Below are 24,693 nucleotides of genomic sequence, written 5' to 3' on the forward strand. Positions count from 1 at the left end.
GGCGTAAGTTGCCATGATGAGCGATGCATCCCGACCTGAGCGCAGCAGTATAGCCGTATCTTGGCGGGTGCGGTTTGCTATTGCAGCGTTGCTGGTTTTGGCCGTGGTGACGATTTCGATCACCAACAAGCTGCTGACTGATCGCTTTACCGAGAGCACCCGCAACCGCGCGGAACTGCGTATCGCGCTCTACAGTGGCAACTTACTGGCCGAACTGCGCCAGAACGCGATTGTACCACAGCTTCTGGCGCGCGATCCCACGTTAATCGGCGCGCTGCAAACGGCAGATTATTCGCTTTCCACGCAGCGGCTCATCTCTTTTGTTGAGGAAATCGGCGCGGCGTCTTTGATGTTGTATGACATTGACGGGCGTACGGTGGCCGCGACCGACCGCAACCGGCTTGGATCGGCGCATAAGTCAGAGCCCTATTTCGTTGATGCCATCCGTTCCAACGCGACGATCTTCTCAACCATCGCGCGTGAGCAAGGTGGGTATCGCTTTCTTTACTCGCGCCGGATGCAATCGGGCGGCGAAACGCTGGGCGTGATCGCGGTTGAGGTTGATCTGCAAAAGTTCGAGCGTGCTTGGGCCGGGATTTCCGATGCGGTGATCGTCATGGACAGCACTGGCCAGATCATCCTCGCCACTGAACCGCGCTGGCGCGGGCTGACCGAACCCGAAGCGCTGGCCAACCACACGCCGCAAAGCGCGATTGAGCGTGCCATTCAGGCCACGACGGATTGGACAGCATTACCCCCCGATGCCTATCTGCAAGGCGAAGCGGTGATGCGGCTGGAAAACCGGATTCCCTTTCGCGGTTGGCGGATGAGCAGTTACACCACCTATGCGTCTGTCCGCGAAAAGGTGAATGGCGTCTTGGCGCTAGAGGTCATGGGTTTTGCGATACTTCTGGCCTTAGCATTCTATTTCCTTAGTCGCCGGACGGCGGGCCGTTTGGCGATCTTTCAGCGGGAATCGGCCAAGCTTCGGGCGCTGAACTTGGCGTTACAGCGTGAAATCGCCGAGCGGAAGCGCGTGCAACAGACCCTCGCCGTGGCTGAGCAAACACTTGAACAGTCGTCAAAACTGGCCGCCTTAGGCGAAATGTCGGCTGCCGTGAGCCATGAGTTGAACCAACCCCTAGCCGCGATGAAGACCTATCTGGCAGGCGCACGTCTGCTGCTTAATCGGAACCGGCAGGAAGAGGCGCTGTCTTCGTTCGGCCGCATTGATGACCTGATCGAGCGGATGGGCGCGATCACCCGGCAGCTGAAATCCTATGCCCGTAAGGGGCAGGAGGCGTTCTCTCCTGTCGATATGGGGGCGGCGCTGGCATCATCGTTGTCGATGATGGAGCCCCAGCTGCGCCAGCGGCAGGTCCAGATCAGCCGTATTCTTCCCGATAACCCGGTACTTGTAATGGGAGACCGTATGCGGATCGAGCAAGTTATGGTAAACTTGCTAAGAAACGCATTAGACGCAACAAAATCGGAACGAAACCCGCAGGTAGACATTATACTATCAGCGGGGGAGACGGCGACATTGACCGTGCGCGATAATGGCCCGGGGATTGAGGACCTAGACGCGCTGTTCGAACCTTTCTACACGACCAAGCAGCCCGGCGATGGTGTTGGGCTGGGTCTTGCTATTTCCTCGGGGATCGTAAACGACCTCGGAGGACGGCTGACAGCGCGCAACGGACAGAACGGCGGTGCTGTATTTGAAATGCAACTGCCTATATTGGCAGACGAAACGAAGATAGAAGCGGCGGAGTGAACGCATGGCTCAGGCAATGAAAATCGCGATTGTAGACGACGAACAGGACATGCGGCAGTCCATTAGCCAGTGGTTGGCCCTATCGGGTTATGACACTGAAACCTTCGGCAGTGCCGAAGATGCGCTAAAGGCGCTCGGCCCGGATTATCCGGGCATCGTAATCTCGGACATCAAAATGCCGGGCATGGATGGGATGCAGTTCCTGAAAAAACTGATGGGCAGCGACTCGGCCCTGCCGGTTATCATGATTACTGGCCACGGCGATGTGCCGATGGCGGTAGAGGCGATGCGCGTGGGTGCGTTCGACTTCCTTGAAAAACCCTTCAACCCCGACCGGATGAGCGAACTGGCCAAGAAGGCCACGAATGCGCGCCGTCTGGTGATGGACAACCGCGCCCTGCGGCGCGAGCTGTCGGACGGCGGCCAACTGATGAAGAAGTTGATCGGCCAGTCCCCCGTGATGGAACGGCTGCGCGAGGATATCCTCGATCTGGGGCAGGCCGACGGGCATGTGCTGATCGATGGTGAAACCGGCACGGGGAAGACGCTTGTGGCACACGCGCTTCACGCTGTTGGCAGCCGCGCAGGTAAGAAATTCGTGCTTGTCTCCTGTGGTGCGCTGGAAGAAGACGCGCTGGCAAAGCGCCTTTTCGGCCCGATGCAGCCTGAAGACGCCCAATTGCCCGCCATCGAAGAGGCGCGTGGTGGGACATTGGTGCTGGAAGACATCGAGGCACTCACAGAAAGCCTTCAGGCCCGGCTGTTGAGCGCGATCAATGAACAAGGCACTCCAGCAGAGACGCGGATCGTCGCGATCTCGAACCTACAAGAAGCGGGCCGCACATCAGAGGACGCGCTGCGCTCTGATTTGTTCTACCGGTTGGCCGCGTTGCGCATCACGGTGCCACCGCTGCGCCAGCGGGGCGAAGACATCCTGACGCTTTTCACTCGTCTAAGCGACCAATTCGCCGATGAATACGGCTGCGACGCACCGCAGGTTTCGGCGCAAGAGGCTGCACAGCTGTTGCAAGCTCCGTGGCCCGGAAATGTGCGTCAGTTGATCAATGTGGCTGAACGCGCGGTGCTGCAATCTCGCCGCGGATCGGGCACCATCGCGTCCTTGTTGATGAGCGATCATGATGAGATGCAGCCGGTGATGACCACCGAGGGCAAACCGCTAAAGGAATACGTTGAAGCCTTTGAGCGCATGTTGATCGACAATACGATGCGCCGTCACAAAGGCTCTATCGCCAGCGTGATGGACGAACTTTGCCTGCCGCGCCGGACATTGAATGAGAAGATGGCAAAATACGGATTGCAGCGGTCAGACTACCTCTGACCGCGATTGGGACAGCGCGGCTTAACCGCTGCGCTGCTCCGCAATCTCAATGGCTTTGCCGCTTGGATCGGTAATGCACGACCAGCTTGCGCCACCGGGCACATTCACCACATAGCGGTAAAGTTCGACCACAGGACGCGTGGTGTTGATTGCCACGCCCGCCGCGCCCGTTTGCTGGCCTACTGCTGCCAAACAGCTTTTCTGACCGCGCAGGTCGGCCAACGCCGCCGGATCATCGGCCACGGCGATTTCGTCACAGGCGGCGAGGCCAAAAAGCGTAAGGCAAATTGCCGGGCTGAGTAATTTTTGCATAGAATGCGGTCCTTCAAGGCTGGGTGCCGCAGCCTAGGACCGGGCAGTACTTTTGCGTCGCGCAGGGTAACCGCGCCGACAGTCTGAATGTTTCCAAGCGCATGCGGCTTGTCAACCGAGCGGAGATAAACCGCATTTGACTGTTGCTCATTCGATTGCCCATTGTCTTTCACCCCTTAAAGCTCTTAACTAGTCCGATAAGTCCCGTAACGCCCGACAGGCGTATGAAGACTTTTGACAGTTTCGCTGCTGCGTCACTCCGAGACCGGGGGGCAGGCAGACCGATTGGGCCGGAAACGGCCGAAGAACCGCTGATATTCGCGAGGGTTAGCCCAGACGAAGCACAGCTAATTAATGGATGGGAGAGGCGCAAAGGCCCTCACATCGGAGAAGAACCGCGATGACGCGCGCAGATGCTCAGAGCAGACAGACCGGGGCCATTCGTGGCCCTGCTGTTGCCGCGTCCTCCATCGCCCTGACAAGTCACACCTCCCAGCCCGATGCCCCACCAGGGGCTTTTTGCGCGCGGGTGCTGTGCATAATGGATCTATGTCTAAGAAAATGCTTATCGATGCCACCCACGCCGAGGAAACTCGCGTTGTGGTCGTGGACGGAAACAAGGTCGAAGAATTCGATTTTGAATCAGAAAACAAACGCCAGCTTGCCGGCAATATCTATCTAGCTAAGGTTACGCGCGTTGAGCCGTCGCTTCAGGCGGCCTTTGTGGACTATGGCGGCAACCGCCATGGCTTCCTCGCTTTTTCGGAAATTCACCCCGATTATTACCAGATTCCCGTGGCCGACCGTCAGGCGCTGCTGGAAGAAGAGCGTGCCTTTGCCGAAGCGCAGGCGGCCAAGGATGACGAGAACGACAAGCCCAAGCGCACGCGCTCTCGCTCGCGTAGCCGGTCCAAAACCCAAGCGGCTGAGACCAACAGCGACGACGCCGTCGCTACGGTCGAGGTTTCTGACGACAGCAGCGACCAGATCGCCGGGATGGAGACGGTCGACCTCGACAGCGAAGAGGGCAGCTCGCCCATGGAGCGGGTCGCCGAGACACCGGTAGAAGAGCCGGAGGCTAACGGCGACGAAGGCGATACATCGCTGGCAACGGAGCCTGCGGAAAGTGACGCGGACGACTCTCATGCTGACGAAGCCAATGGCGACGACGACAAGGGCAGCGATGCCACGGCGAAGGACGATTCCATCGAATCCGTCGCCGACGAGGACGACAGCGAAGACATCCGCCCAGTCCGCAAGCCGCGCCCGCGTCGGTACAAAATCCAAGAAGTGATCAAGGTTCGCCAGATCCTTCTAGTGCAGGTGGTTAAAGAAGAGCGTGGCAACAAAGGCGCGGCGCTGACCACATACCTCAGCCTTGCTGGCCGTTACTGCGTCTTGATGCCCAACACCGCCCGTGGTGGTGGCATCTCCCGCAAGATCACCAATGCTGCGGACCGCAAGAAACTTAAGGAAATCGCGACCGAGATCGAGGTGCCGAAAGGTGCCGGCCTCATCGTGCGCACCGCAGGCGCGAAACGCACCAAGGCTGAGATTAAGCGCGACTATGAATACCTCCAGCGCCTGTGGGAGCAGATCCGCGAGCTGACCTTAAAATCAATCGCGCCCGCGAAAATCTATGAGGAAGGCGACCTGATCAAACGTTCGATCCGCGACCTCTACAACCGCGAGATTGATGAGATTCACGTCGAGGGCGAGCGCGGCTACCGCATCGCCAAAGACTTCATGAAAATGATCATGCCGTCCCACGCCAAGAACGTGAAGCTCTACAACGAGAGCCTGCCGCTCTTCGCGCGTTATCAGGTCGAAAGCTATCTCTCGGGCATGTTTAACCCCACGGTTCAATTGCCCTCGGGCGGCTACATCGTGATCGGCGTGACCGAAGCGCTGGTGGCCATCGACGTGAACTCTGGCCGGGCAACCAAAGAAGGCTCGATCGAGCAGACGGCGACCAAGACCAACCTTGAGGCCGCCGCCGAAGTGGCGCGTCAGTTGCGTCTACGTGACCTCGCGGGCCTCATCGTGATTGATTTCATTGACATGGACGAGCGCAAGAACAACGCCGCCGTCGAAAAGATGATGAAAGACAAGCTGAAGACCGACCGCGCCCGCATTCAGGTAGGCCGCATCTCGGGCTTTGGCCTGATGGAGATGAGCCGCCAGCGCCTGCGTCCCGGCATGATCGAGGCGACGACCCAGCCTTGTCACGCCTGCCACGGCACCGGTCTGGTGCGCTCGGACGACAACCTCGCGCTGTCGATCATCCGCCAGATCGAAGAAGAGGGCACCCGCCGCCGTTCGCGCGAAGTGCTGGTGCGCGCCCCCGTGGGCATCGCCAACTTCCTGATGAACCAAAAGCGTGAGCATATCGCCAATATCGAAATGCGCTACGGCATGTCGGTGCGGATCGAAGGCGACCCGTCCTTGGTGAGCCCCGATTTCCACATCGAGAAGTTCAAGACCGCCACCCGCACCGTGCCGCCCGTGTCAGATCACGTTGTGTCGGTCGATACATCGCTGATGGATCAGATTGACGAAGACGAGAGCGCCGCAGAGGCCGAAGTGGAAGAGGCACCTGCCGCACAGGAGGCCCCACAATCCGAGAACGGAAACGGGAATGGAAACGGCAATGGTGAAGAGGGTGAAGGCAAATCCAAGCGCCGTCGTCGCCGTCGTCGCAGCCGCGGTGGCCGTGGCCGCAATGGCAATGGCGAGCAGCAGAATGGTGCAGAGGATCAGAACGGTGATCAGCAGCAGGAAGAGGCGAAGCCGGACGAAGGCGACAAATCCCAACCGGTAGAAGCGGAGGCAGCGCAGGCCGACACCGACGCCGCGCCCGCCGCCGAGGAAAAGCCCAAGCCCAAAAGCCGCAGCCGGTCGCGCAAGCCCAAGGCCGAACTGGCCCCCGAAGCGGAACCCGCGCCCGAGGCGCTTGCCGCCGCAGAAGGCGAAACGCCACAGGTCAGTGCCGAGGCCGAAGGAGAAGAGACACCCAAGCCCAAGGCCAAGCGCAGCCGCCGGACCAAGAAACCCGTGGCGGAAGCGGCAGAAGAGACGGTGACAACAGACGCTGTGGCGACAGAGGAAGAGACCGCACCCGCGCCGAAACCCAAGCGCCGCAGCCGTGCCAAGGCGAAACCGGTCGAACCGGTAGCCGAAGCCACGCCTGATGCATTGGCTGAAGCTTTGCCAAGTGACGCGCCAATCACGGCACCGTCGCCGGAAACGGCAACGCCTGTCGCTGAAGAACCGCAGCCTGCACCTCAACCCGAGCCTGCACCGCAGCCCGTAGCTGCTGAGGTTCCGGCAGCGGAGGCCGCGCCTGAACCTGTTGTGGAACAGGTCGAGGAGCAACCTGTCGAAAAACCCAAGCCGAAACGTAAGGGCTGGTGGTCGCTGGGCAGCTAAACCACGGCACTTGAACAGAAACGGCGGGTCTCAGGGCCCGCCGTTTTCGTTTTGATCATGTGAAAGGTAACGACAGCGCTTGCGCAGGTGCGGTCTCAGCCGCCTTTGGTAATGACGTAAAGCTCCGCCGCACCTTCGGTCCGGGTTTCGGTCAACTCATGCCCGGCCTCAATGCAAAAATGCGGCACGTCGATCACAGCGGCCGGATCATCGGCATGCATATGGAGTTGATCGCCCGGCGCCAAAGCGGCCAGTCGCTTGCGTGCTTTCAACACGGGCAGGGGGCAAAGAAGCCCCGTGGCATCTAGTTTTTCGATCTTCATAGGATCAGTTAATCCAAGAGTTTCTCAAGGTCCACGATCTTGTGACAATATGACAGGTGACGCCGGGGCGCTCTCGGTCTAGGAGTCAGTCATGTTTGAAATCAGCCTCCTCGACGCCGGGCTTGTGCCCGCCATGACAATCGCCCTGATCGCCGGGATTTTCAGTTTCCTATCACCCTGCGTTCTGCCCATTGTGCCGCCCTATCTGGCCTATATGGGGGGCGTGTCGATCAACGAAATGTCCAGCAAATCCAGCGCCAGGCGGCGCGCGGTCGTGGCGGCGTTGTTCTTTGTGCTGGGGCTGAGCACGGTGTTCATCCTTCTGGGCTTCACCGCCTCGGCGTTCGGAATGTTCTTTCTGCAGAATCAGGCGCTCTTTGCCAAAATCTCAGGCGTGGTCATCATCGTCTTTGGCCTGCATTTTGTGGGTCTGTTCCGCATCCCGTTCCTCGATCAAGAGGCGCGTTTGGACGCGGGCGACAAGGGTGGGTCCAGTTTCGGTGCCTATGTTCTGGGGCTGGCCTTCGCCTTTGGCTGGACGCCCTGTATTGGCCCGCAGCTCGGCGCGATCCTGTCGCTGGCGGCGAGCGAGGCTTCCGTATCACGCGGCACGCTTTTGTTGGGCGTCTATGCGGCGGGGCTGGGCATTCCTTTCCTGCTGGCGGCTATGTTTATCACCCGCGCCATGACGCTGATGAACCGGATTAAACCGCATATGAAGCTCATTGAGCGGATCATGGGCGGGCTGCTGGTTCTGGTGGGTCTGGCGCTGGTGACCGGGGCGTTCACGACCTTCTCTTTCTGGCTGCTTGAGACCTTCCCGATACTCGCAACCGTAGGTTAAGCCTTAATCTTGCCCCGAATTGCGGCTAGACTATGCCGAAGAAGAGGGCGGGCATGGTGAGCACAGGGCAGGCAGAGACGGTGAAAACGCGGCGGGTGTTCTACATCCCCGGCTACGATCCGATTCACCCGCGCCGTTACCGGGAGCTTTACCGCAAGGAAGGCGCGGCGCAGGCCGCGATCTCGGGCTACGAGATTGCGCTGAAACCAAAAGCGGGCAAGGGCAATTACGGCTGGCGCGTCAACGCTGGGATCGACGGTCATCAGGTGACCTCGCAGGTCGAAGTGCTGGTCTGGTCCGACATCGTGCGCGAAAGCATGAGCAACTCGATCCCCGCCACCTATTGGCAATTGCTGCGCACCGCTTGGGTCTACATTGGCTCCGGCGCGCTTTGGCGGCTGATGCGGCTGCGCAAAGGTCCAGTGATTGCGGCGCTTTATCCGGTGGGGATGTTGATTTTGCAGGCGCTGCTGGCTGTGGCGCTTGGTCTGCTGACTTATCGCGCACTCGGAATGATGAGCGACCATTGGGCGGCGCGGCTGGCTTTTGCGGCTGTCGGCGTGGGTTTGGGCATCGCGCTGCTCCGCTGGTTTAAGAAGAAAGACGGCAAGTTCTTCGCCTATTACCTTATGCATGACTACGCCTATTCCGCCGCCACGCGGGGCGCGAACCCGCCGGAGTTGGAAGCCCGCATGGCGCAGTTTGGCAATGACATCGCCGCTGCTCTGACCGAGGATGTCGACGAGGTGCTGGTTGTCGGCCACTCATCCGGGGCGCATCTGGGCGTCTCGGTACTGGCCGATCTGATCCGCGCGGGCAGGGTGCCCGAGAAGCGGCCTGCCTTGGGGTTTCTCTCGCTGGGTCAAGTGGTGCCGATGGTGTCTTTCTTGCCCCGCGCCGACCGATTGCGCGCCGACCTGCGCTATCTCTCAACCCGCGATGAACTGGCGTGGGTCGATGTCACCGCGCCCGGCGATGGCTGCGCCTTTGCGCTTTGTGACCCGGTGTCGGTGTCGGGCGTGGCTCCCGACGGCAAACGCTGGCCGCTGGTCTTCTCTGCCGCCTTCACTCAAACGCTCAGCCCCGCGCGCTGGAAGGCGCTGCGTTGGCGGTTCTTCCGGCTGCATTTTCAGTATCTCTGCGCCTTTGATCGGCCGCGCGACTATGACTATTTTCAGATCACTGCCGGGCCGCAGACCTTGGCCGCGCGGTATGATGGGCGCCCGGCCTCCAAATCTCGCATTGACCGCGCGGTCAGCAAATACACTTCTGTCGCTGCATGAACCTGCCCCCCAAGCCCCCCGCGCGCCCTGATCGCGTGTCCCTCTGGCGCTATGCCAAGCTGTTTCGCGCCGACATCCTCTCGGCCCAGCCCGCGCGGCTTTACCGAGCGTGGATGGCGGAGTTTAAAACGCCCTTCTTTCGCAGTTACTTGATGAACCAGCCCGAACTGGTGAAAACGGTGCTGAAAGACCGGCCCGATGATTTCCCCAAATCTGACCGGGTTGGCGAAGGGCTGCGCCCGCTTTTGGGCAACTCGGTCTTTCTGACGAATGGCGAGACATGGAAACGCCAGCGCCGGATTATCGACCCGGCGTTCGAAGGGGGCCGCCTGCGCGAAACCTTCCCTGCCATGTGGGACGCGGCAGAAGCCGCCGCCGCGCGGCTCGACGGGCAAGCGGGGCAGGTGATCGAGATCGAGGCCGAGACCAGTCACGCCGCCGCCGATGTGATCTTTCGCACGCTGTTTTCACTTCCTATCGAACACGAAGTCGCCCGAGCGGTCTTTGACGAGTTTCGCAACTACCAACGCAGTCAGCCGATCCTGAACCTTGGCGCGCTCTTGCCACTGCCACGTTGGATGCCGCGCCTGTTTCGCAAAGACACCCGCGCCAGCGCCGCGCGGATCAGGGCGCTGATTACCGAGTTGACCCAAGAACGGATGCAGCAAATCAAGGCGGGCACCGCGCCTGACGATCTTGCCACCAAAATCATGACACAGGCCGATCCCGAAACGGGGGCGCGGTTTGACACCGAGGAGATGGTCGATCAGGTCGCGATCTTCTTCCTCGCGGGCCATGAGACAAGCGCCTCTGCATTGGCTTGGGCGCTTTATCTGATGGCCACGCACCCCGAATGGCAAGAGCGGCTGGCCGAGGAGGCACAGGCGCTGGAGACTTGCGATTTCTCGGTGATGTCCCAGCTCAAACTCAGCCGCGATGTCTTTCGCGAGACGCTGCGCCTTTATCCGCCTGTGCCGATGATGGTGCGCGAGAACAGCTGCCCTGAACGCTTTCGGGATCGGGATGTGAAGAAGGGGGCGCAACTGGTGCTCAGCCCGTGGCATCTGCATCGGCACGAGCGGCTCTGGGACAATCCCGACGGTTTTGACCCGACCCGCTGGCAAACCGAGAACGGCAAGCAATGCCAGCGCGAGGCCTTCATCCCATTCTCCGCCGGGCCGCGGGTCTGTACAGGGGCCGGGTTCGCGATGGTCGAAGGGCCACTGATCTTGTCGCGCATCCTGCGCGACTTCCGCGTGACGGCGCAGCCCAACCGTGTGCCTGTGCCCGTCGCACATTTGACCGTCCGTTCAGATAAGGGTATTTGGTTAGCGCTATCAAAGCGCTAGCCTTCTATCATCGGCTTTGCGTTTCGATTAGAAACGCTGCAAACGGAATCAACAATAGGACGTGGGTGACATGGGCTACGACAAGGCGCAACTTGAGCAAATGAACAGCGGCAAGGGCTTCATCGCGGCGCTCGATCAATCGGGCGGCTCCACCCCCAAGGCGCTGAGCCTCTATGGCGTGGAACCGTCGGATTACAACGGCGACGCAGAAATGTTCAAAGCCGTCCACGACATGCGCGCGCGGATTATTCTGGCCGAGGATTTCACCTCTGACAAAGTGATCGGCGCGATCCTTTTTGAGCGCACGATGGATGACACGATCAACGGCAAACCCGTCGCCCAGCTCCTGTGGGAAGACCGGGGCGTGGTGCCTTTCCTGAAGATCGACAAGGGTCTGGAGGAAACCAACAACGGCGTGCAGATGATGAAGCCGATTATGGAGATCGACGACCTGCTGGCCCGCGCGGTGAAACATGGCATCTTCGGCACAAAGGAACGCTCAGTCATTCACGAGGCCAATGAAAACGGCATCGCCGCCGTGGTTGCACAGCAGTTCGAACTGGCCAAACAGGTCTGTGCGGCGGGCCTGGTACCGATCATCGAGCCTGAGGTGAACATCAACTCCGACACGAAGGCAGAGGCCGAAGAGATCCTGCGCGGAGAGATCGAGAAGCGCCTGAGCGCGCTGCCCGAGGGCGAGATGGTGATGCTGAAACTGACAATCCCTGAGAAAGCCGGCCTTTACGACGAGCTGGCGGGTCACGCTAACGTTCTCCGCGTTGTGGCGCTGTCGGGTGGGTATTCCACGGCAGATGCCTGCGAACGGCTGGGCAAGAACCGCACCATGATCGCCAGCTTCTCGCGCGCCCTGACTGAAGGGCTGAACGTCAAGATGACAGATGCGGAGTTCAACGAGGCGCTTGGCCAGAACATCGAGAAGATTTACCAAGCGTCGATCTGCTAAATCGGAATTCTTTGAAGATTCCGGGCCCGTTTTCTTTAAAAGAAAACGGCTACGCAATCCGCCGGATGGGTTCTCTATTGCAAAATATAATGACCTGTCCGGCGTTTTCCACAGCTTAAAAACCCCGACGTTTCAACTCGCGTTCGAATTCGCGGCGACCGACGAACTTTTCGATATCGCGCGCTTTACGTCGAATAACCTGACCGCGGATTGCCGCCTTAGAGGCGAATATATCATCCAGCCAAGCGCCGGGTGAGAGAGGGGATGCGAGGGCCATGGCCCGACGCTAATCTGCTTTTGGTAAACGTTCCTTTAACGCGCGCAACACGAACAACCGGATTGCCCCGGCAAGCCCGATGTCCAGACCACGCGCCGCGTCGATTTCAGTCACCAGCGCATTGATCGGCAGCCCCCGCGCGGCAGCAATGGCGCGGAACTCATCCCAGAATTCATCTTCGAGAGAGATCGATGTCCGGTGACCCCGAAGGGTCACCGAATGTTTGCGGGGCCGCGCGCTCATGTCTCGCGCTTATGCGCTTCCAGATTGCGGGCGATCTGCTCGGCGCGGGCTTTCAGCGCGTCTTTCTGCGCTTTGGTCTGGCCAAAGCCCACGGCGTTTTCATTCGCGCGGGCCTTGCGGGAGGACCGATCCCGCTCTTTCTTCACCTTGTTAAGGTTGATGGGCGCACTCATTTTGGTCCGATCATATTTTCGGGCCGCACGACCCGTTCAAAGGTTTCGGCATCCACAAAGCCCAGTGCGATGGCTTCTTCTTTCAATGTGGTGCCGTTCTTATGCGCGGTCTTGGCGACCTTGGTGGCATTGTCATAGCCGATTTCAGGGGCCAGCGCCGTCACCAGCATAAGCGACTCCCGCATCAGCTTCTCGATCCGGTCTGCATCGGCCTTGAGGTCCACCACCAGATTGTCGGTGAAGGCAGAGGCGGCGTCACCCAAAAGCTGCATAGATTGCAGAACGTTATAGGCCATCATTGGCTTGTAGACGTTCAATTCGAAATGCCCTTGGCTGCCTGCGAAACCCACAGCGGCATCATTGCCCATCACGTGGATGCAGACCTGCGTAAGCGCTTCGCATTGGGTCGGGTTTACCTTGCCCGGCATGATAGATGAACCCGGCTCGTTTTCCGGCAGGATCAACTCGCCCAACCCGCAACGCGGGCCGGAACCCAGAAGGCGGATGTCATTGGCGATTTTGAACAGCGAGGCAGACACGGTTTTCAGCGCGCCAGAGATTTCCACCATCGCGTCATGGGCAGCCAACGCTTCAAATTTGTTAGGCGCGGTGACGAAGGGCAGGCCGGTGATCTCGGCCATGTTATGCGCCACGGTCTCGGCCCAGCCCTGTTTGGTGTTCAGCCCGGTGCCAACGGCGGTGCCGCCTTGCGCCAACTCATAAATGCGGCCCAGAGCGTCACGCACGCGGGCGATGCTCATAGCGACCTGATGGGTGTAGCCCGAGAACTCTTGGCTCAGCGTCAGCGGCGTCGCGTCCTGCGTGTGGGTCCGGCCGATCTTGATGATGCCGTCGAATTCTTCGACCTTCTTTTGCAGCGCACCGTGCAGCTTCTCCAGCCCCGGCAGCAGCACGTCACGCGCGGTCATCGCCGTGGCGATATGCATGGCGGTGGGGAAAGTGTCGTTTGACGACTGGCCCATGTTGCAATGATCGTTCGGGTGCACCGGGTCTTTGGACCCGATGGTGCCGCCCATAAGCTCAATCGCGCGATTGGCAATGACCTCATTGGCGTTCATGTTCGACTGGGTGCCAGAGCCGGTCTGCCAGACCACCAGCGGGAAGTTGTCGTCGAACTTGCCTTCAAAGACTTCACCAGCGGCCTGAACGATTGCTTTGCCGCGTTCTTCATCCAGCGAGCCTTGGGCCACATTCGCCTGCGCGCAGGCTTTCTTGATCACGCCAAGCGCGCGCACGATGGCGATGGGTTGCTTTTCCCAGCCAATCGGGAAGTTGATGATCGAGCGCTGCGTCTGCGCGCCCCAGTATTTATCGGAGGGGACTTCGAGCGGACCAAAGCTGTCGGTTTCGGTGCGAGTATCGGCCATTCTGCGGCTCCTGCTGTGACTTATCGTTGTCCAGCGGTGTACCTGTGCCTTGCGGTCTGCGCAATGCAGGGATGGCGCTAACGGTGCTGTTGCGCTTACTTCCTGAACGAATCCAGCGACACGATCTCGGCGTCTTTGGACGGCTCTTCCGCGACTTCCAACTCATCTTCGTCGGTCTGGTCGAGCGCATTGTCATCGGTCTCGTCGTCTTCTTCGGTTTCTTGCTGTTCAAACCGCAGACCGAATTCAACCGACGGGTCCACAAATGTGCGGATGGCATCGTAAGGGATATACAGCGGCTCTGGCGCATCGCCAAAGTTCAGCGTGATAGCAAAACCATCTGGCGTCACGTCCAGCCCATCATACCAATGCTGCATGACCACCGTCATCTCATCGGGGTAGCGGTCAGACAGCCAATCGGCCAGCTCCGCATCCGGATGGGAGGTATCGAAGGTGATAAAGAAATGGTGATTCCCCGGCAGGCCATTGTCAGAAATATCCTGCAAAACCTTGCGGATAAGACCCCGCATGGCTTCGTGCATTAGGTTGCCGTAATCAATGCTGCGGCTCATTCTTCTCTCCGGTCCGGGCGATGGGCAGGGGTCAGCATACCCCATTCACGGGCGAGTAAAAGGGGTCGCGGCGCTAAATCGCGCTTAACAGCAAGGCAAGGGCCGCGAGCAGGACCATAGAGGTGACGAAACCGCGCCTGAGCCCCAGCATCAAAACAGCGGCGAAGAATGTCAGCACTGCCGCCAATAGGTTAAAGCTCCCCCAGACCGGGGTGGGCAGGGCGAGGAGGGTCGCCGGATCGACACGATCAAACAACACATGCAAGGAAAACCAGACAGAAAGATTGGCAATCACGCCGACCACCGCTGCAGTAATCGCCCGCAGCGCACCCGCGATACGCGGCTGCGCCGAAAGCGCTTCGAGGTAGGGACCGGCAAGGAATATCCACAAAAAACACGGCGTAAATGTCACCCAAAGCGCCAGCATCCCGGCGGCTAGCGCGCCCCACGGCCCGCTTTGCGCAAAACCCGCCAGCATTCCCACAAACTGCGTCACAAGGATCAGCGGTCCGGGGGTGGTTTCTGCCAGACCGAGCGCATCGATCATCTGATCCGTGTCGATCCAGCCGAAATCCTGCACAACCGTCTGCGTCATATAGGCCAGAACTGCATAAGCGCCGCCAAAGGTGACGACGGCGAGCTTCGAAAAGAACAGCCCTAATTGCAGCAGGAATTCATTCCCCAGAAGCGCCAAGATAATGAGGGGTGCCGCCCAGAGAGTGCCCCAGATTAGCATGGTTCGAACGCTGTGGGCACGGGGCAGCTGCACATTTTCAGGCGCGGGAGCGGGTTCATTTACGATCATTCCGACGGCAGCGGCCCCCAAAATGATCAGAGGGAAAGGTAGCCCGAAAACAAAAAGCGCGATGAAAGACCCAAGCGCCAAGGCCCAGCCCAATCTGCCCTGAAGCGCTTTTGAAGAAACCTTGATAAGCGCTTGGAATACGACGATAATAACAGCCGCCTTTATTCCCAGAAATGCGGTTTGAACCAGCAGAAATTGCCCGTACCACGCATAAAGCAGCGCTAGAACGGAAATAAAAATCGCACCGGGCACAACGAACAGCATACCGCCCAAAAGCCCCCCGGCCACGCCGCGCAGTCGCCACCCGGCGTAGGTGGCAAGTTGCATCGCCTCCGGCCCGGGCAACAACATGCAGAGCGATAGGGCGCGCAGGAAGGTCTGGTCGCTCAGCCAAGGGCGATCTTCGACCAATTCACGGTGCATCACTGCAATTTGGGCCGCCGGGCCACCGAATGACATCAGGCCGACGCGCCCGAACACGCGAAACATCTCGGACCAATTGGGCGGGGTCATCGGCGTGTCCTGCTATCTGAGAGGCCTTAACGGCGTTTTCTCATAACGGATAGGCAGGTCAAAGAGCGCGGTCAAGTTCGCCACGTAAGCTGACATAAACAAACAGATATCGGGAATGAAAGTGCAGGTTTCTGTTGCCAGGTACCTGCGAACCCCGCCTTAAGCTGCAAAGCCTAAGGACTTAGATTTCAGTCGCTGAAACCGCTTACGCGGCCATCGCAACTGGAGCACGATTGTCATTTGCAATTGTACAGTTTGTACCGATAACGGTGGTAACTCACCGAGACAAAGCAACCCCTTTAGACGTTCGTCGATCCTATTTCGGCCCCATGATCCCCAAATGAAGGATGTTTGGTGGAGCCGCCGGGTACCGCCCCCGGGTCCGAACCGCTTATTACGAGCGCGTTTATGTCTATAGTCCCGAAGGACATGACTAAAGTAGGGCTGGGGGGGATGAATTGCAAGGGGTGCAGTTCTGGGAAATTTTCAGGCGAGCTTAAGCAGGCAAAGCATTGAAAAGTATACTTTTCGTCAGACATCAACTTCCCAATCTGGCCTTCGCATCAAGCCGTGCAGCGCGGGCGGCGAAGACACTTTGCGCTAATTCTTGGGTCTCAACCTCAAGTGCGCTCAAACCTGCGGTAACCGCTGCACCGTCCTGCGCCTCTGCCGCATCGGCGATTTCTTGATGCAGTGCGACGATACGGGCACGATCCCGCGCAGTGAAGGTGATCATATTCATCAACGGCTGCATGGCCTCGACCGCACCGGCAAGTTGATAGCTCAGAACAGGGTTGCCCGCCCCATCAACCAACGCCCGGTGAAAAGCGACATCCGAGGCGCAAAATGCTTCATCGGTCAGCCCCGGCTGCGCCTGACGGTGTATTTCTGCGCGCATGGTGGCAAGATGATCGGCCGTGCGCCGCTCCGCCGAGAGAGGCGCACAGGCCCGCTCAAGGGCATAGCGCGCTTCACAGGCGGTCTCAAAACTCACGGCATTCATCGACAAAAGCAGCGTAGAGGTGGTGATCTGTTGGTAGTAAGCCTCTGGAAAGCTGAGCCGATTAACAAATGCACCGCCCGTCGCCCCGCGTTGGGTCCGGATTAACGATTGCGCTGCGAGACGCTTCAAAGCCTCCCGCACCGTGGGGCGAGAGACCTCAAATTGCTCGGCCAATTCGGCCTCTGACGGTAGTCGCTGGTCGACGATCAACCGCCCGCCCACAATGGCATCACGGATGGCAGAAGCGATCTGGGCCGACAGGTCCGCAGGATTTCTTGGGTCGATTTTCATATGTCTTACAATTATTGTTTGCGGGGACTTTAATTGTCTGACATTAAATTCACAAGAGCATCCACGGGGAGGGGGGCGCGATGTCTGCAAGGGTACGGTCTACAATGTGGCTGGGGTTTTTCGCCCTGATATTGGCCGCTTGGTGGATGATGTATGCCATGGCGATGCAGATGGACGTCGACCTGCTGGGACGCCCCGGTGAAGTGGGCGAACGGATGCGGCAGATGGACCCGGGCATGGATATGTATATGCCCATGGCGCGGTTCTTTCCGCTGTTTGTGATGTGGGGCGCGATGATGGCGGCGATGATGGTGCCGACCATGGTGCCCACGCTGCGCGCTTACGAAGACCTCATGACCTCGGCCAATGGCAGCCGCATCGGTTGGGTCGCCGTGCTCGCGGGCTACTTTGCCGTCTGGCTCGCCTTTGCGGCAGGGATCGCGGGGCTGCAACTGTTGCTTTTACATGGCGGGGTCATCGACATGCTGGGAATCGCTAAATCCCGCTGGACAGCAGCGGCGCTGCTGCTTGCCGTGGGCCTGTTTCAATTCACCCGCGCCAAGGAGGTCTGCCACGGCGTGTGCCACTCTCCAATGATGTACTTCATGGGACATTGGCGACCCGGTGCCGCGGGCGGCTTCCGGATGGGACTGGGCCTTGGCGCCTTTTGCGCAGGCTGCTGCTGGGGTTTTATGGTGCTGGGCTTCGCAGGCGGGGTGATGAACCTTGCTTGGATGGGATTAGCCACGTTTTTCATGGTCATCGAAAAGCTACCCCAAATCGGACATTACGTAACAAAACCAATGGGTTTCGCCCTGATCCTCGGCGCAGGCGTCGTGGCGGGTTGGCCCATGATAACAGGAGGATAATATGCCAAACAGAGAGATGACACCTGCCGATTGGGCCGTAAAAGGAGAGCTTTTCCTCAACTGCTCCTGCGACGTTTTCTGCCCCTGCGTGGTCAGCCTTGGCGCGCATTTGCCGACCGAAGGCCACTGCCATGCATGGATGGGCATTGTGATAGACGAAGGGCATTTCGAAGGGGAGGATTTAGCGGGGCTGAACGTTGGCTTGCTGGTCGATATCCCGGGTCGCATGGGCGAGGGGAACTGGAAGGTCGCCGCCTATGTGGACGACCGCGCGAACGAGGCGGCTTATGATGGGCTGTTGAAAATCTTCAGCGGCGCGGCGGGCGGCACGACGGGGCTGTTTACCATGCTGGTGAGCGAGATCATCGGTGCCGAGCGTGCCCCGGTCGAGATTATCCGCGACGGCAATCGCCGTGTCATTAACATTGGCCGCAAGATCAATGGTGAGATTGAACTCCTCGCAGGGGCCGAACCCGATCAGCCGGTAACGATCACCAATTCAAAATACTGGATGGGACCCAATATCGTTGCCGCGCGTGGGGTGAAATCCAAAGTGCGCGATTATGGACGCGTTTGGAATTTCGGCGGAAAATCGGCTGAGGTTTGTGCGATCGACTGGCAAGGTGCAAAGTGATCACGTCCTGTTACGCCAAAGAGATGAGCCGCTATAACGCTTGGCAAAACAGTCAGTTGTTCAGCGTTATTCAAGTGATGGATGAGGACGCGTTGACTGCGGATCGCGGAGCATTCTTTGGCTCGATCCTCGGCACCCTTAATCATTTGCTTTGGTGTGATCAGCTTTGGCTGTCGCGGTTTGATACTGGGTTGCCCAGCCCCAGCGGGCAGGACACTCACCTTTGCCGGTCCGGAGCAGCTTGGATACAAGAGCGGCAAGGTTGCGACAGGGCCATCGTCAATTGGGCCCAAGGGCTGGACCAACGCAGTTTGGACACCGAACTATTGTGGTTTTCCGGTATCTTGCAGTGTGAAGTTTCCAAACCAATGGCGCAATGTGTAATGCATTTCTTCAACCATCAAACCCATCACCGGGGGCAGGTGCATGCCATGTTGACCGCCGCCAGCCAAGACGCGCCGGTGACCGATCTGATTTTCATGCCAGAGGATGCTTAGTGGCTGAACTTTCTCCCTCGCGCCGTATTCGCCGGACGCCCTTCACGCCGGGTGTCGAGGCAGCAGGTGCCAAGGCCTATACTGTCTATAACCGGATGCTGCTACCGACCGTCTTTGACAGTATCGAAGCCGACTATCATCACTTGAAGAAATCCGTGCAAGTCTGGGATGTCGCTTGTGAAAGACAGGTTGAACTGCGTGGTCCTGATGCATCGCGGTTGATGCAAATGCTCACACCGCGCGATCTGCGCGACGTGACGTCGGGGCGCTGTGTCTATGTGCCGATCGTTGATGAGACGGGGGGCATGCTGAATGATCCGGTCGCCGTGAAACTGGCCGAAGACCGCTGGTGGATTTCCATTGCCGACAGCGATTTGTTGCTCTGGGCCAAGGGGATATGCAACGGTTATCGCCTAGATGTGCTGGTGGATGAGCCAGATGTGAACCTGCTGGCGGTTCAAGGGCCAAAGGCCGAAGACCTAATGGCACGGGTCTTTGGGAATGTAGTACGAGAGGTGAAGTTCTTTCGTTTTGGTGAGTTCTATTTTCAAGAGCGGGCGATGAATATCGCGCGGTCCGGCTACTCAAAACAGGGCGGGTTTGAGATCTACACCGAAGGCGAAGATATTGCCATGCCGCTTTGGGACGCACTGTTTGAAGCGGGCCGTGATCTGGATGTGCGGGCGGGTTGCCCAAACCTGATTGAGCGGATTGAGAGCGGATTGTTGACTTATGGCAACGACATGACCGACGATAATACCCCGCATGAATGTGGTCTTGGGAAGCTGTGCGATACACAGTCCGCGATGGGCTGTATCGGCAGGGATGCGCTCTTGCGGGTGGCCAAAGAGGGGCCCGTGCAACAGATACGCCCCTTAGAGATCGCCGGTGATCCGGTGCCACTCTGCGATCGCGCTTGGCCGCTGATGGCGGGTGAAACCCGTGTGGGTCAGGTGACTTCAACCGTGTGGTCGCCCGATTTTGGGGTGAATGTGGCCATTGGAATGGTGCGCATGACCCATTGGGATCCGGGCACGCAGTTGCAGGTGCGGACCCTAAAAGGCGTGCAGGACGTGACCGTACGAGAGAAATTCTGGGCCTAGGGTCCGGTGAGCTGAAACCTGAGAAAGGGATGAAGAATGAGCTTTAATGCATTGATCGTGAACAAAGATGACAATGGCAAAACCCACGCCGAGGTAGCACAGATCACCGAAGATCAGTTGCCGGCTGGTGAGGTAACGGTTGCCGTAGAATACTCCACCGTGAACTACAAAGACGGTCTTTGCATCGGGCCGGGCGGCGGTTTGGTCCGGAACTATCCGCATGTGCCGGGGATCGATTTTGCCGGTACCGTAGAAAGCTCTGATGATGACCGCTACAAGCCCGGTGACAAGGTCGTGCTGACCGGCTGGCGCGTGGGCGAGGCGCATTGGGGCGGTTATTCCCAAAAGGCGCGGGTCAAGGCCGATTGGCTGGTACCGCTTCCCGAAGGGCTGGACACACGCAAAGCGATGGCAGTGGGCACGGCGGGCTTTACCGCAATGCTGGCTGTGATGGCGCTTGAAGACCACGGCATCAAAAAGGGGCCGGTTCTGGTCACAGGCGCGGCTGGCGGCGTGGGGTCGGTCGCCACGGCGATCCTTGCCAATCTCGGCTATGACGTCGCCGCAGTGACCGGACGGCCCGAGACCGAGGACTACCTCAAAAGCCTCGGGGCCACCAAGATCGTTGCCCGGGATGAGATCAATGAGACGGTGAAACGCCCGCTGGAAGGCGGAACTTGGGGCGGTTGCGTTGATGCCGTGGGCGGCGCGATGCTGGCCCGTGTGCTGGGGCAGATGGAATATGGCGCGAGCGTCGCAGCCGTGGGCCTTGCCGGTGGTGCGGCGTTGCCTGCCACAGTGATCCCATTCCTGCTGCGTGGCGTGAACCTTTTGGGCATCGACAGCGTAATGCAGCCCTATGACAACCGTCTGCGTGCATGGGAGCGGGTGGCCAAAGACTTGCCGATGGAGAAGCTTGACGCGATGATCCACCCCGCGACCCTCAGCGATCTGCCCAAACTCGGCGCGGACATCCTGAAAGGTCAGGTCAAAGGTCGTGTGGTCGTTGACGTAAACGCCTGATATTGCCTAGGCGCGGGGCGGTGTGGTTAATGAACTGCGCTGCCCGGCTGCCAAAAGGAGAGCATGATGGCTGACTATGAAGACGACAATATCTTTGCCAAAATCCTGCGCAAAGAAATCCCCAGCTTTAAGGTCTATGAGGACGACAAGACCTATTGTTTCATGGACATCATGCCGCGGGCTGAGGGGCATTGTTTGGTGATCCCCAAATCACCTTGCCGCAACATGCTAGACGCGAGTCCTGCGCAGTTGGCCGTTTGTCTGGCAACTGTGCAAAAAGTCAGCCGTGCCTGTTTGCGAGCCTTTGGTGCTGATGGTATCACCGTGCAGCAATTTAACGAAGCGGCGGGCGGGCAGGAGGTGTTCCACCTGCATTACCATATTCTGCCGCGCCACGAGGGTGACAAGCTGCGCCCGCCGGGCGTCCAAGGAGACATGAATCGGATCCGCGAACAGGCCGATGCCATTGCAGCCGCGCTCGGGGCAGGTTAACCCCCTCAAACTTACGTCGCAGCAGGCCACGATTAGGTCGTTTTAGCTAAGTTCCTAAGGGGACTTGGCCTCAAGAGCTTGCCCAATGGTCGCAAGCCTCTATCCTGTTGCGCACGGATGAAAAAAACAGAGGCCATGTTTTCGCATGGTGATCTGTCATCAAAGAGGGAACAGATAATGAGCGATACGAGTTCGCACGGCATCCCCGAGCCTGAGGGCAAGGCGGATGTGATCGATACCGATTATGAGATCGGTCAAGACAATATTGAACGGCAGATCGGGCCGTTCGGATTGGACATTCACAACCCGGTTTTTCTAATTTCGGGGATCGCTGTCGTGATCTTCGTCTTCTACACGATTGCTTTGCCAGAGCAGGCCGCCGGCGTTTTCTCGGCGATGTTCAACTTCACCACCAAGAACTTTGACTGGTTCTTGATCGGCGCGGCCGATTTGGTGGTGATCTTTGCGCTGCTGCTGATTGTGACGCCCTTTGGCAATGTTCGCCTTGGCGGCAACGAAGCGGTGGCTGACTACACCTATCTGGGCTGGTTCGCGATGCTGTTCGCCGCGGGCATGGGCATCGGGCTGATGTTCTACGGTGTGTCGGAGCCGCTGACCCATTTCTCAACATCAATGGGCGAGACCACGATTGAAAACGGCCTTCGCACCGACTGGGCGCCTTTGGGAGCCGCAACGGGCGACGAAGCCGGGTCGCTGCGCCTTGGCATGGCGGCGACGATCTATCACTGGGGTCTGCACCCTTGGGCGATCTACGCCATCGTCGCGCTGGCGCTGGCGCTTTTCACCTATAACAAAGGCCTGCCGCTGACGATCCGTTCGGCCTTTTATCCGGTGTTGGGCGAGCGTGTCTGGGGCTGGCCCGGACATATCATCGACATCATTGCGGTCTTTGCCACGCTCTTTGGTCTGGCCACCTCGCTGGGTCTGGGTGCGACACAGGCGAACGCGGGCTTGAACGAGCTGTTCGGGATCCCGATTGGTACCACCTCTGAGATCGTGCTGATTTCGCTGATCACCGCCGTGGCGCTGATTTCGGTGCTGCGCGGTCTTGATGGCGGCGTCAAAGTGCTGAGTGAGATCAACATGGGGCTGGCGGCATTGCTGGCGCTCTTCACGCTGATCGTTGGTCCGACTGTCTTCCTTCTGACGTTCTTCTGGGACTCGCTGGTGGCCTACATTGAGTATCTGCCTGCGCTGGCCAATCCTTTTGGCCGTGAAGACGTGAACTTCTCCCAAGGCTGGACCGCGTTCTATTGGGCGTGGTGGATCAGCTGGTCACCCTTCGTCGGCATGTTCATCGCTCGCGTCAGCCGGGGCCGCACCGTGCGCGAATTCATCGTTTGCGTGCTGTTGATCCCCTCGCTGGTCTGCGTGCTGTGGATGTCGATCTTTGGCGGCACCGCGATCCATCAGGTGCTGAACGACGGCTACACCGCTGCTCAAGATGCGGGGCTGCCGCTGCAGCTCTTCAAGATGCTGGACGCGCTTCCGCTGGCCTCGATCACCTCGTTCATCGGGATCGTGCTGGTGGTGGTGTTCTTTGTCACGTCGTCTGACTCCGGCTCGCTGGTGATCGATACGATCACTGCTGGCGGCAAGGTCGATGCGCCGGTGCCACAGCGGGTGTTCTGGTGCATCTTTGAAGGTGCCGTTGCGATCGCGCTGCTGATCGGTGGCGGACTTGCGGCCCTGCAATCCATGGTGATCTCCACTGGATTGCTGTTCACGCTGCTGTTGCTGTTCATGTGCTACTGCATCTTCCGCGGTCTGCAAGATGAGCGCAAAATTCGCTAACCGTTAGCGACTCGACGAAAAATTTGAACGGCGGCCTTTCGGGGTCGCCGTTTTTTCTTTGAGCGCTTGACCTTAGCCGCGCTCCGGTGGACCTTCGCGCCATGCATATTGATTCCGAATGGGTCCGCGCCCAATTTCCCGCCTTCGCCGAGCCGAGCCTTCAGGGTCAGGCTTTTTTCGAGAACGCCGGAGGGTCATACACCTGCCAGCAGGTTATCGACCGTCTGCACCGTTTCTACACCCAGCGGAAGGTTCAGCCCTACGGCGCCTATGCGGCCAGCCGCATGGGCGGTGAAGAGATGGACGAAGCCCGTAACCGCATGGCGGCGATCCTTGGGGTTATGCCGGAGGAGCTGAGCTTTGGCCCCTCGACCACGCAAAATACCTACGTCTTGGCGCAGGCTTTTGGTCAAATGATGCAGCCCGGTGAGGCGATCATCGTGACCAATCAAGACCACGAAGCCAACACCGGCCCATGGCGGCGCTTGGCCGAACGGGGCATCGAAATTCGTGAGTGGCAGGTTGATCCAGAGACTGGGCATCTTGATCCGGGAGCGCTCGAAAAATTGCTTGATGAAAAGGTGCGGCTGGTCTGCTTCCCGCATTGCTCCAACGTGGTGGGAGAGATCAATCCGGTGACGGAGATCACAGCACTTGCCCATGCGGCAGGAGCGTTCGTTTGCGTCGATGGCGTGTCTTATGCACCGCACGGGTTTGCCAATGTCGGTGACCTGGGGCCAGATATCTATCTCTTCTCGGCCTATAAAACCTATGGGCCACATCAAGGTATCATGGTCATCCGCCGCGCGCTGGCGGAATTGCTGCCGAACCAAGCGCATAGCTTCAACGGCGATGTTCTATACAAGCGCTTTACCCCAGCAGGGCCCGATCATGCGCAAATCGCAGCGAGCGCGGGGATGGCGGATTACATCGATGCATTCCATGCGCATCATATCGGCGGTGCGGCGGAGGCCACGGCGCGCAGGATCGCCGTACATGACGCCATGCGCGCCCATGAGACAGCGCTGTTGCAACCGCTACTTGACGCGATGTCGGCGCGTAACTCGGTACGGGTAATCGGCCCCACAAACGCGGATGAACGCGCCCCGACGGTGGCGCTGGCACTTGACCGAAGCGGTGTCGAGATGGCCCAAGCATTGGCAGAACGCGGCATCATGGCAGGGGGCGGCACGTTTTATGCAGGCCGGGCGCTTTCGGCGATGGGTGTGGATCAGGAACAAGGCGTTCTGCGCCTTAGCTTTACCCATTACACCACCAAGGCAGAGATGGATAAACTGCTGAATGCGCTGGATGATCTGCTCTGAGCCTTGACCCCGGCGCGGGGGCGCTATGTTTCGAGGTCAACCGAGGAGCA

General features: G+C 59.1%; 23 protein-coding genes and 1 other RNA gene. 15 read left to right on the forward strand and 9 right to left on the reverse strand.

Annotated features, from left to right (window positions below; genetic code table 11):
* Window positions 1-16: 16 nt before the first annotated feature.
* Together BM229_RS02690 and BM229_RS02695 are read left to right on the forward strand one after the other, a co-directional pair.
* Window positions 17-1,777, forward strand: a complete 1,761-nt coding sequence (locus tag BM229_RS02690) for a sensor histidine kinase (protein WP_093927186.1) — start codon at window positions 17-19, stop codon at window positions 1,775-1,777.
* Between the two features lie 4 nt (window positions 1,778-1,781).
* The gene (locus tag BM229_RS02695) at window positions 1,782-3,116 is read left to right on the forward strand and encodes a sigma-54-dependent transcriptional regulator (protein ID WP_093926147.1); all 1,335 of its coding nucleotides are present in this window, start codon (window positions 1,782-1,784) and stop codon (window positions 3,114-3,116) included.
* Between the two features lie 21 nt (window positions 3,117-3,137).
* Here BM229_RS02695 and BM229_RS02700 read toward each other — a convergent pair whose 3' ends face one another.
* Complete coding sequence (locus BM229_RS02700; RefSeq protein ID WP_093926148.1) at window positions 3,138-3,428, reverse strand: hypothetical protein; 291 nt, start codon at window positions 3,426-3,428, stop codon at window positions 3,138-3,140.
* Between the two features lie 549 nt (window positions 3,429-3,977).
* Between BM229_RS02700 and BM229_RS02705 the strand changes: the two genes are divergently transcribed.
* Window positions 3,978-6,857 carry an Rne/Rng family ribonuclease gene (locus tag BM229_RS02705; RefSeq protein WP_093926149.1) on the forward strand — a complete coding sequence of 960 codons (2,880 nt, stop codon included), beginning with the start codon at window positions 3,978-3,980 and terminating at the stop codon, window positions 6,855-6,857.
* Between the two features lie 95 nt (window positions 6,858-6,952).
* Here BM229_RS02705 and BM229_RS02710 read toward each other — a convergent pair whose 3' ends face one another.
* Window positions 6,953-7,180, reverse strand: a complete 228-nt coding sequence (locus BM229_RS02710; protein WP_093926150.1) for a sulfurtransferase TusA family protein — start codon at window positions 7,178-7,180, stop codon at window positions 6,953-6,955.
* A 91-nt stretch (window positions 7,181-7,271) separates the two neighbouring features.
* Here BM229_RS02710 and BM229_RS02715 point away from each other — a divergent pair, with 91 nt between their 5' ends.
* From BM229_RS02715 to BM229_RS02730, 4 genes are all read left to right on the forward strand, one after another.
* Window positions 7,272-8,024 (forward strand): cytochrome c biogenesis CcdA family protein, encoded by a 753-nt coding sequence (locus tag BM229_RS02715; protein ID WP_093926151.1) that lies wholly within the window; start codon window positions 7,272-7,274, stop codon window positions 8,022-8,024.
* Window positions 8,025-8,077: 53 nt separating this feature from the next.
* Window positions 8,078-9,307 (forward strand): hypothetical protein, encoded by a 1,230-nt coding sequence (locus tag BM229_RS02720; protein ID WP_093926152.1) that lies wholly within the window; start codon window positions 8,078-8,080, stop codon window positions 9,305-9,307.
* The gene (locus tag BM229_RS02725) at window positions 9,304-10,656 is read left to right on the forward strand and encodes a cytochrome P450 (protein WP_093926153.1); all 1,353 of its coding nucleotides are present in this window, start codon (window positions 9,304-9,306) and stop codon (window positions 10,654-10,656) included. The genes BM229_RS02720 and BM229_RS02725 overlap by 4 nt, the downstream gene beginning before the upstream one ends.
* Before the next feature lie 70 nt (window positions 10,657-10,726).
* Window positions 10,727-11,620: a fructose bisphosphate aldolase gene (locus tag BM229_RS02730; protein ID WP_093926154.1), complete on the forward strand. Its 894-nt coding sequence runs from the start codon at window positions 10,727-10,729 to the stop codon at window positions 11,618-11,620.
* A 286-nt stretch (window positions 11,621-11,906) separates the two neighbouring features.
* Here BM229_RS02730 and BM229_RS02740 read toward each other — a convergent pair whose 3' ends face one another.
* The 7 genes from BM229_RS02740 to BM229_RS02770 all read right to left on the reverse strand — a co-directional run bounded on the left by BM229_RS02740 (window position 11,907) and on the right by BM229_RS02770 (window position 16,885).
* A complete protein-coding gene (locus BM229_RS02740; protein WP_093926155.1) occupies window positions 11,907-12,140 on the reverse strand; it encodes a ribbon-helix-helix domain-containing protein in 234 nt (77 codons plus the stop codon).
* Entirely contained in the window at window positions 12,137-12,313 is a 177-nt protein-coding gene (locus BM229_RS02745) for a DUF4169 family protein (protein WP_067936542.1), read from the reverse strand. The genes BM229_RS02740 and BM229_RS02745 overlap by 4 nt, the downstream gene beginning before the upstream one ends.
* A complete protein-coding gene (fumC, locus tag BM229_RS02750; RefSeq protein ID WP_093926156.1) occupies window positions 12,310-13,701 on the reverse strand; it encodes a class II fumarate hydratase in 1,392 nt (463 codons plus the stop codon). Before fumC ends, BM229_RS02745 begins: the two co-directional genes overlap by 4 nt.
* A gap of 95 nt (window positions 13,702-13,796) precedes the next feature.
* Window positions 13,797-14,273: an SspB family protein gene (locus BM229_RS02755; RefSeq protein ID WP_093926157.1), complete on the reverse strand. Its 477-nt coding sequence runs from the start codon at window positions 14,271-14,273 to the stop codon at window positions 13,797-13,799.
* 73 nt (window positions 14,274-14,346) lie between these two features.
* On the reverse strand, window positions 14,347-15,591 hold the full coding sequence (gene chrA, locus BM229_RS02760) for a chromate efflux transporter (RefSeq protein WP_093926158.1): 1,245 nt from the start codon (window positions 15,589-15,591) through the stop codon (window positions 14,347-14,349).
* A gap of 120 nt (window positions 15,592-15,711) precedes the next feature.
* Window positions 15,712-16,059: a transfer-messenger RNA gene (gene ssrA, locus BM229_RS02765) on the reverse strand.
* A gap of 70 nt (window positions 16,060-16,129) precedes the next feature.
* The gene (locus BM229_RS02770; protein WP_093926159.1) at window positions 16,130-16,885 is read right to left on the reverse strand and encodes a FadR/GntR family transcriptional regulator; all 756 of its coding nucleotides are present in this window, start codon (window positions 16,883-16,885) and stop codon (window positions 16,130-16,132) included.
* Between the two features lie 80 nt (window positions 16,886-16,965).
* Here BM229_RS02770 and BM229_RS02775 point away from each other — a divergent pair, with 80 nt between their 5' ends.
* The 8 genes from BM229_RS02775 (at window position 16,966) to BM229_RS02810 (ending at window position 24,643) form a co-directional block, all read left to right on the forward strand.
* Window positions 16,966-17,754 carry a DUF2182 domain-containing protein gene (locus BM229_RS02775; protein WP_093926160.1) on the forward strand — a complete coding sequence of 263 codons (789 nt, stop codon included), beginning with the start codon at window positions 16,966-16,968 and terminating at the stop codon, window positions 17,752-17,754.
* A gap of 1 nt (window position 17,755) precedes the next feature.
* Entirely contained in the window at window positions 17,756-18,388 is a 633-nt protein-coding gene (locus BM229_RS02780; protein ID WP_093926161.1) for a DUF1326 domain-containing protein, read from the forward strand.
* A gap of 23 nt (window positions 18,389-18,411) precedes the next feature.
* Entirely contained in the window at window positions 18,412-18,885 is a 474-nt protein-coding gene (locus tag BM229_RS02785) for a DinB family protein (RefSeq protein ID WP_093926162.1), read from the forward strand.
* Complete coding sequence (locus BM229_RS02790; protein ID WP_093926163.1) at window positions 18,885-19,988, forward strand: dimethylsulfoniopropionate demethylase; 1,104 nt, start codon at window positions 18,885-18,887, stop codon at window positions 19,986-19,988. The genes BM229_RS02785 and BM229_RS02790 overlap by 1 nt, the downstream gene beginning before the upstream one ends.
* A gap of 36 nt (window positions 19,989-20,024) precedes the next feature.
* Window positions 20,025-21,011: an acryloyl-CoA reductase gene (gene acuI, locus BM229_RS02795; RefSeq protein WP_093926164.1), complete on the forward strand. Its 987-nt coding sequence runs from the start codon at window positions 20,025-20,027 to the stop codon at window positions 21,009-21,011.
* 66 nt (window positions 21,012-21,077) lie between these two features.
* Window positions 21,078-21,503 (forward strand): HIT family protein, encoded by a 426-nt coding sequence (locus tag BM229_RS02800; protein ID WP_093926165.1) that lies wholly within the window; start codon window positions 21,078-21,080, stop codon window positions 21,501-21,503.
* Between the two features lie 177 nt (window positions 21,504-21,680).
* The gene (locus tag BM229_RS02805) at window positions 21,681-23,318 is read left to right on the forward strand and encodes a BCCT family transporter (RefSeq protein WP_208604011.1); all 1,638 of its coding nucleotides are present in this window, start codon (window positions 21,681-21,683) and stop codon (window positions 23,316-23,318) included.
* A gap of 101 nt (window positions 23,319-23,419) precedes the next feature.
* Window positions 23,420-24,643, forward strand: coding sequence for an aminotransferase class V-fold PLP-dependent enzyme (locus BM229_RS02810; RefSeq protein ID WP_093926166.1), 1,224 nt, complete (start codon window positions 23,420-23,422; stop codon window positions 24,641-24,643).
* Window positions 24,644-24,693 lie beyond the last annotated feature (50 nt).

Origin of the sequence: Sulfitobacter dubius (genome assembly GCF_900113435.1) — a bacterium.
GTDB lineage: Bacteria > Pseudomonadota > Alphaproteobacteria > Rhodobacterales > Rhodobacteraceae > Sulfitobacter > Sulfitobacter dubius.

Excerpts from the sequence above, each read along its gene's own strand:
- chrA (WP_093926158.1), bottom strand. The coding sequence starts at position 15,591 with ATGACCCCGCCCAATTGGTCCGAGATGTTTCGCGTGTTCGGGCGCGTC.
- BM229_RS02725 (WP_093926153.1), top strand. The coding sequence starts at position 9,304 with ATGAACCTGCCCCCCAAGCCCCCCGCGCGCCCTGATCGCGTGTCCCTC.
- BM229_RS02695 (WP_093926147.1), top strand. The coding sequence starts at position 1,782 with ATGGCTCAGGCAATGAAAATCGCGATTGTAGACGACGAACAGGACATG.
- BM229_RS02740 (WP_093926155.1), bottom strand. The coding sequence starts at position 12,140 with ATGAGCGCGCGGCCCCGCAAACATTCGGTGACCCTTCGGGGTCACCGG.
- fumC (WP_093926156.1), bottom strand. The coding sequence starts at position 13,701 with ATGGCCGATACTCGCACCGAAACCGACAGCTTTGGTCCGCTCGAAGTC.
- BM229_RS02730 (WP_093926154.1), top strand. The coding sequence starts at position 10,727 with ATGGGCTACGACAAGGCGCAACTTGAGCAAATGAACAGCGGCAAGGGC.
- BM229_RS02780 (WP_093926161.1), top strand. The coding sequence starts at position 17,756 with ATGCCAAACAGAGAGATGACACCTGCCGATTGGGCCGTAAAAGGAGAG.
- BM229_RS02755 (WP_093926157.1), bottom strand. The coding sequence starts at position 14,273 with ATGAGCCGCAGCATTGATTACGGCAACCTAATGCACGAAGCCATGCGG.
- BM229_RS02800 (WP_093926165.1), top strand. The coding sequence starts at position 21,078 with ATGGCTGACTATGAAGACGACAATATCTTTGCCAAAATCCTGCGCAAA.
- BM229_RS02690 (WP_093927186.1), top strand. The coding sequence starts at position 17 with ATGAGCGATGCATCCCGACCTGAGCGCAGCAGTATAGCCGTATCTTGG.
- BM229_RS02775 (WP_093926160.1), top strand. The coding sequence starts at position 16,966 with ATGTCTGCAAGGGTACGGTCTACAATGTGGCTGGGGTTTTTCGCCCTG.
- BM229_RS02720 (WP_093926152.1), top strand. The coding sequence starts at position 8,078 with ATGGTGAGCACAGGGCAGGCAGAGACGGTGAAAACGCGGCGGGTGTTC.
- BM229_RS02810 (WP_093926166.1), top strand. The coding sequence starts at position 23,420 with ATGCATATTGATTCCGAATGGGTCCGCGCCCAATTTCCCGCCTTCGCC.
- BM229_RS02770 (WP_093926159.1), bottom strand. The coding sequence starts at position 16,885 with ATGAAAATCGACCCAAGAAATCCTGCGGACCTGTCGGCCCAGATCGCT.
- BM229_RS02715 (WP_093926151.1), top strand. The coding sequence starts at position 7,272 with ATGTTTGAAATCAGCCTCCTCGACGCCGGGCTTGTGCCCGCCATGACA.
- BM229_RS02705 (WP_093926149.1), top strand. The coding sequence starts at position 3,978 with ATGTCTAAGAAAATGCTTATCGATGCCACCCACGCCGAGGAAACTCGC.
- BM229_RS02785 (WP_093926162.1), top strand. The coding sequence starts at position 18,412 with ATGAGCCGCTATAACGCTTGGCAAAACAGTCAGTTGTTCAGCGTTATT.
- BM229_RS02745 (WP_067936542.1), bottom strand. The coding sequence starts at position 12,313 with ATGAGTGCGCCCATCAACCTTAACAAGGTGAAGAAAGAGCGGGATCGG.
- BM229_RS02700 (WP_093926148.1), bottom strand. The coding sequence starts at position 3,428 with ATGCAAAAATTACTCAGCCCGGCAATTTGCCTTACGCTTTTTGGCCTC.
- BM229_RS02710 (WP_093926150.1), bottom strand. The coding sequence starts at position 7,180 with ATGAAGATCGAAAAACTAGATGCCACGGGGCTTCTTTGCCCCCTGCCC.
- BM229_RS02805 (WP_208604011.1), top strand. The coding sequence starts at position 21,681 with ATGAGCGATACGAGTTCGCACGGCATCCCCGAGCCTGAGGGCAAGGCG.
- acuI (WP_093926164.1), top strand. The coding sequence starts at position 20,025 with ATGAGCTTTAATGCATTGATCGTGAACAAAGATGACAATGGCAAAACC.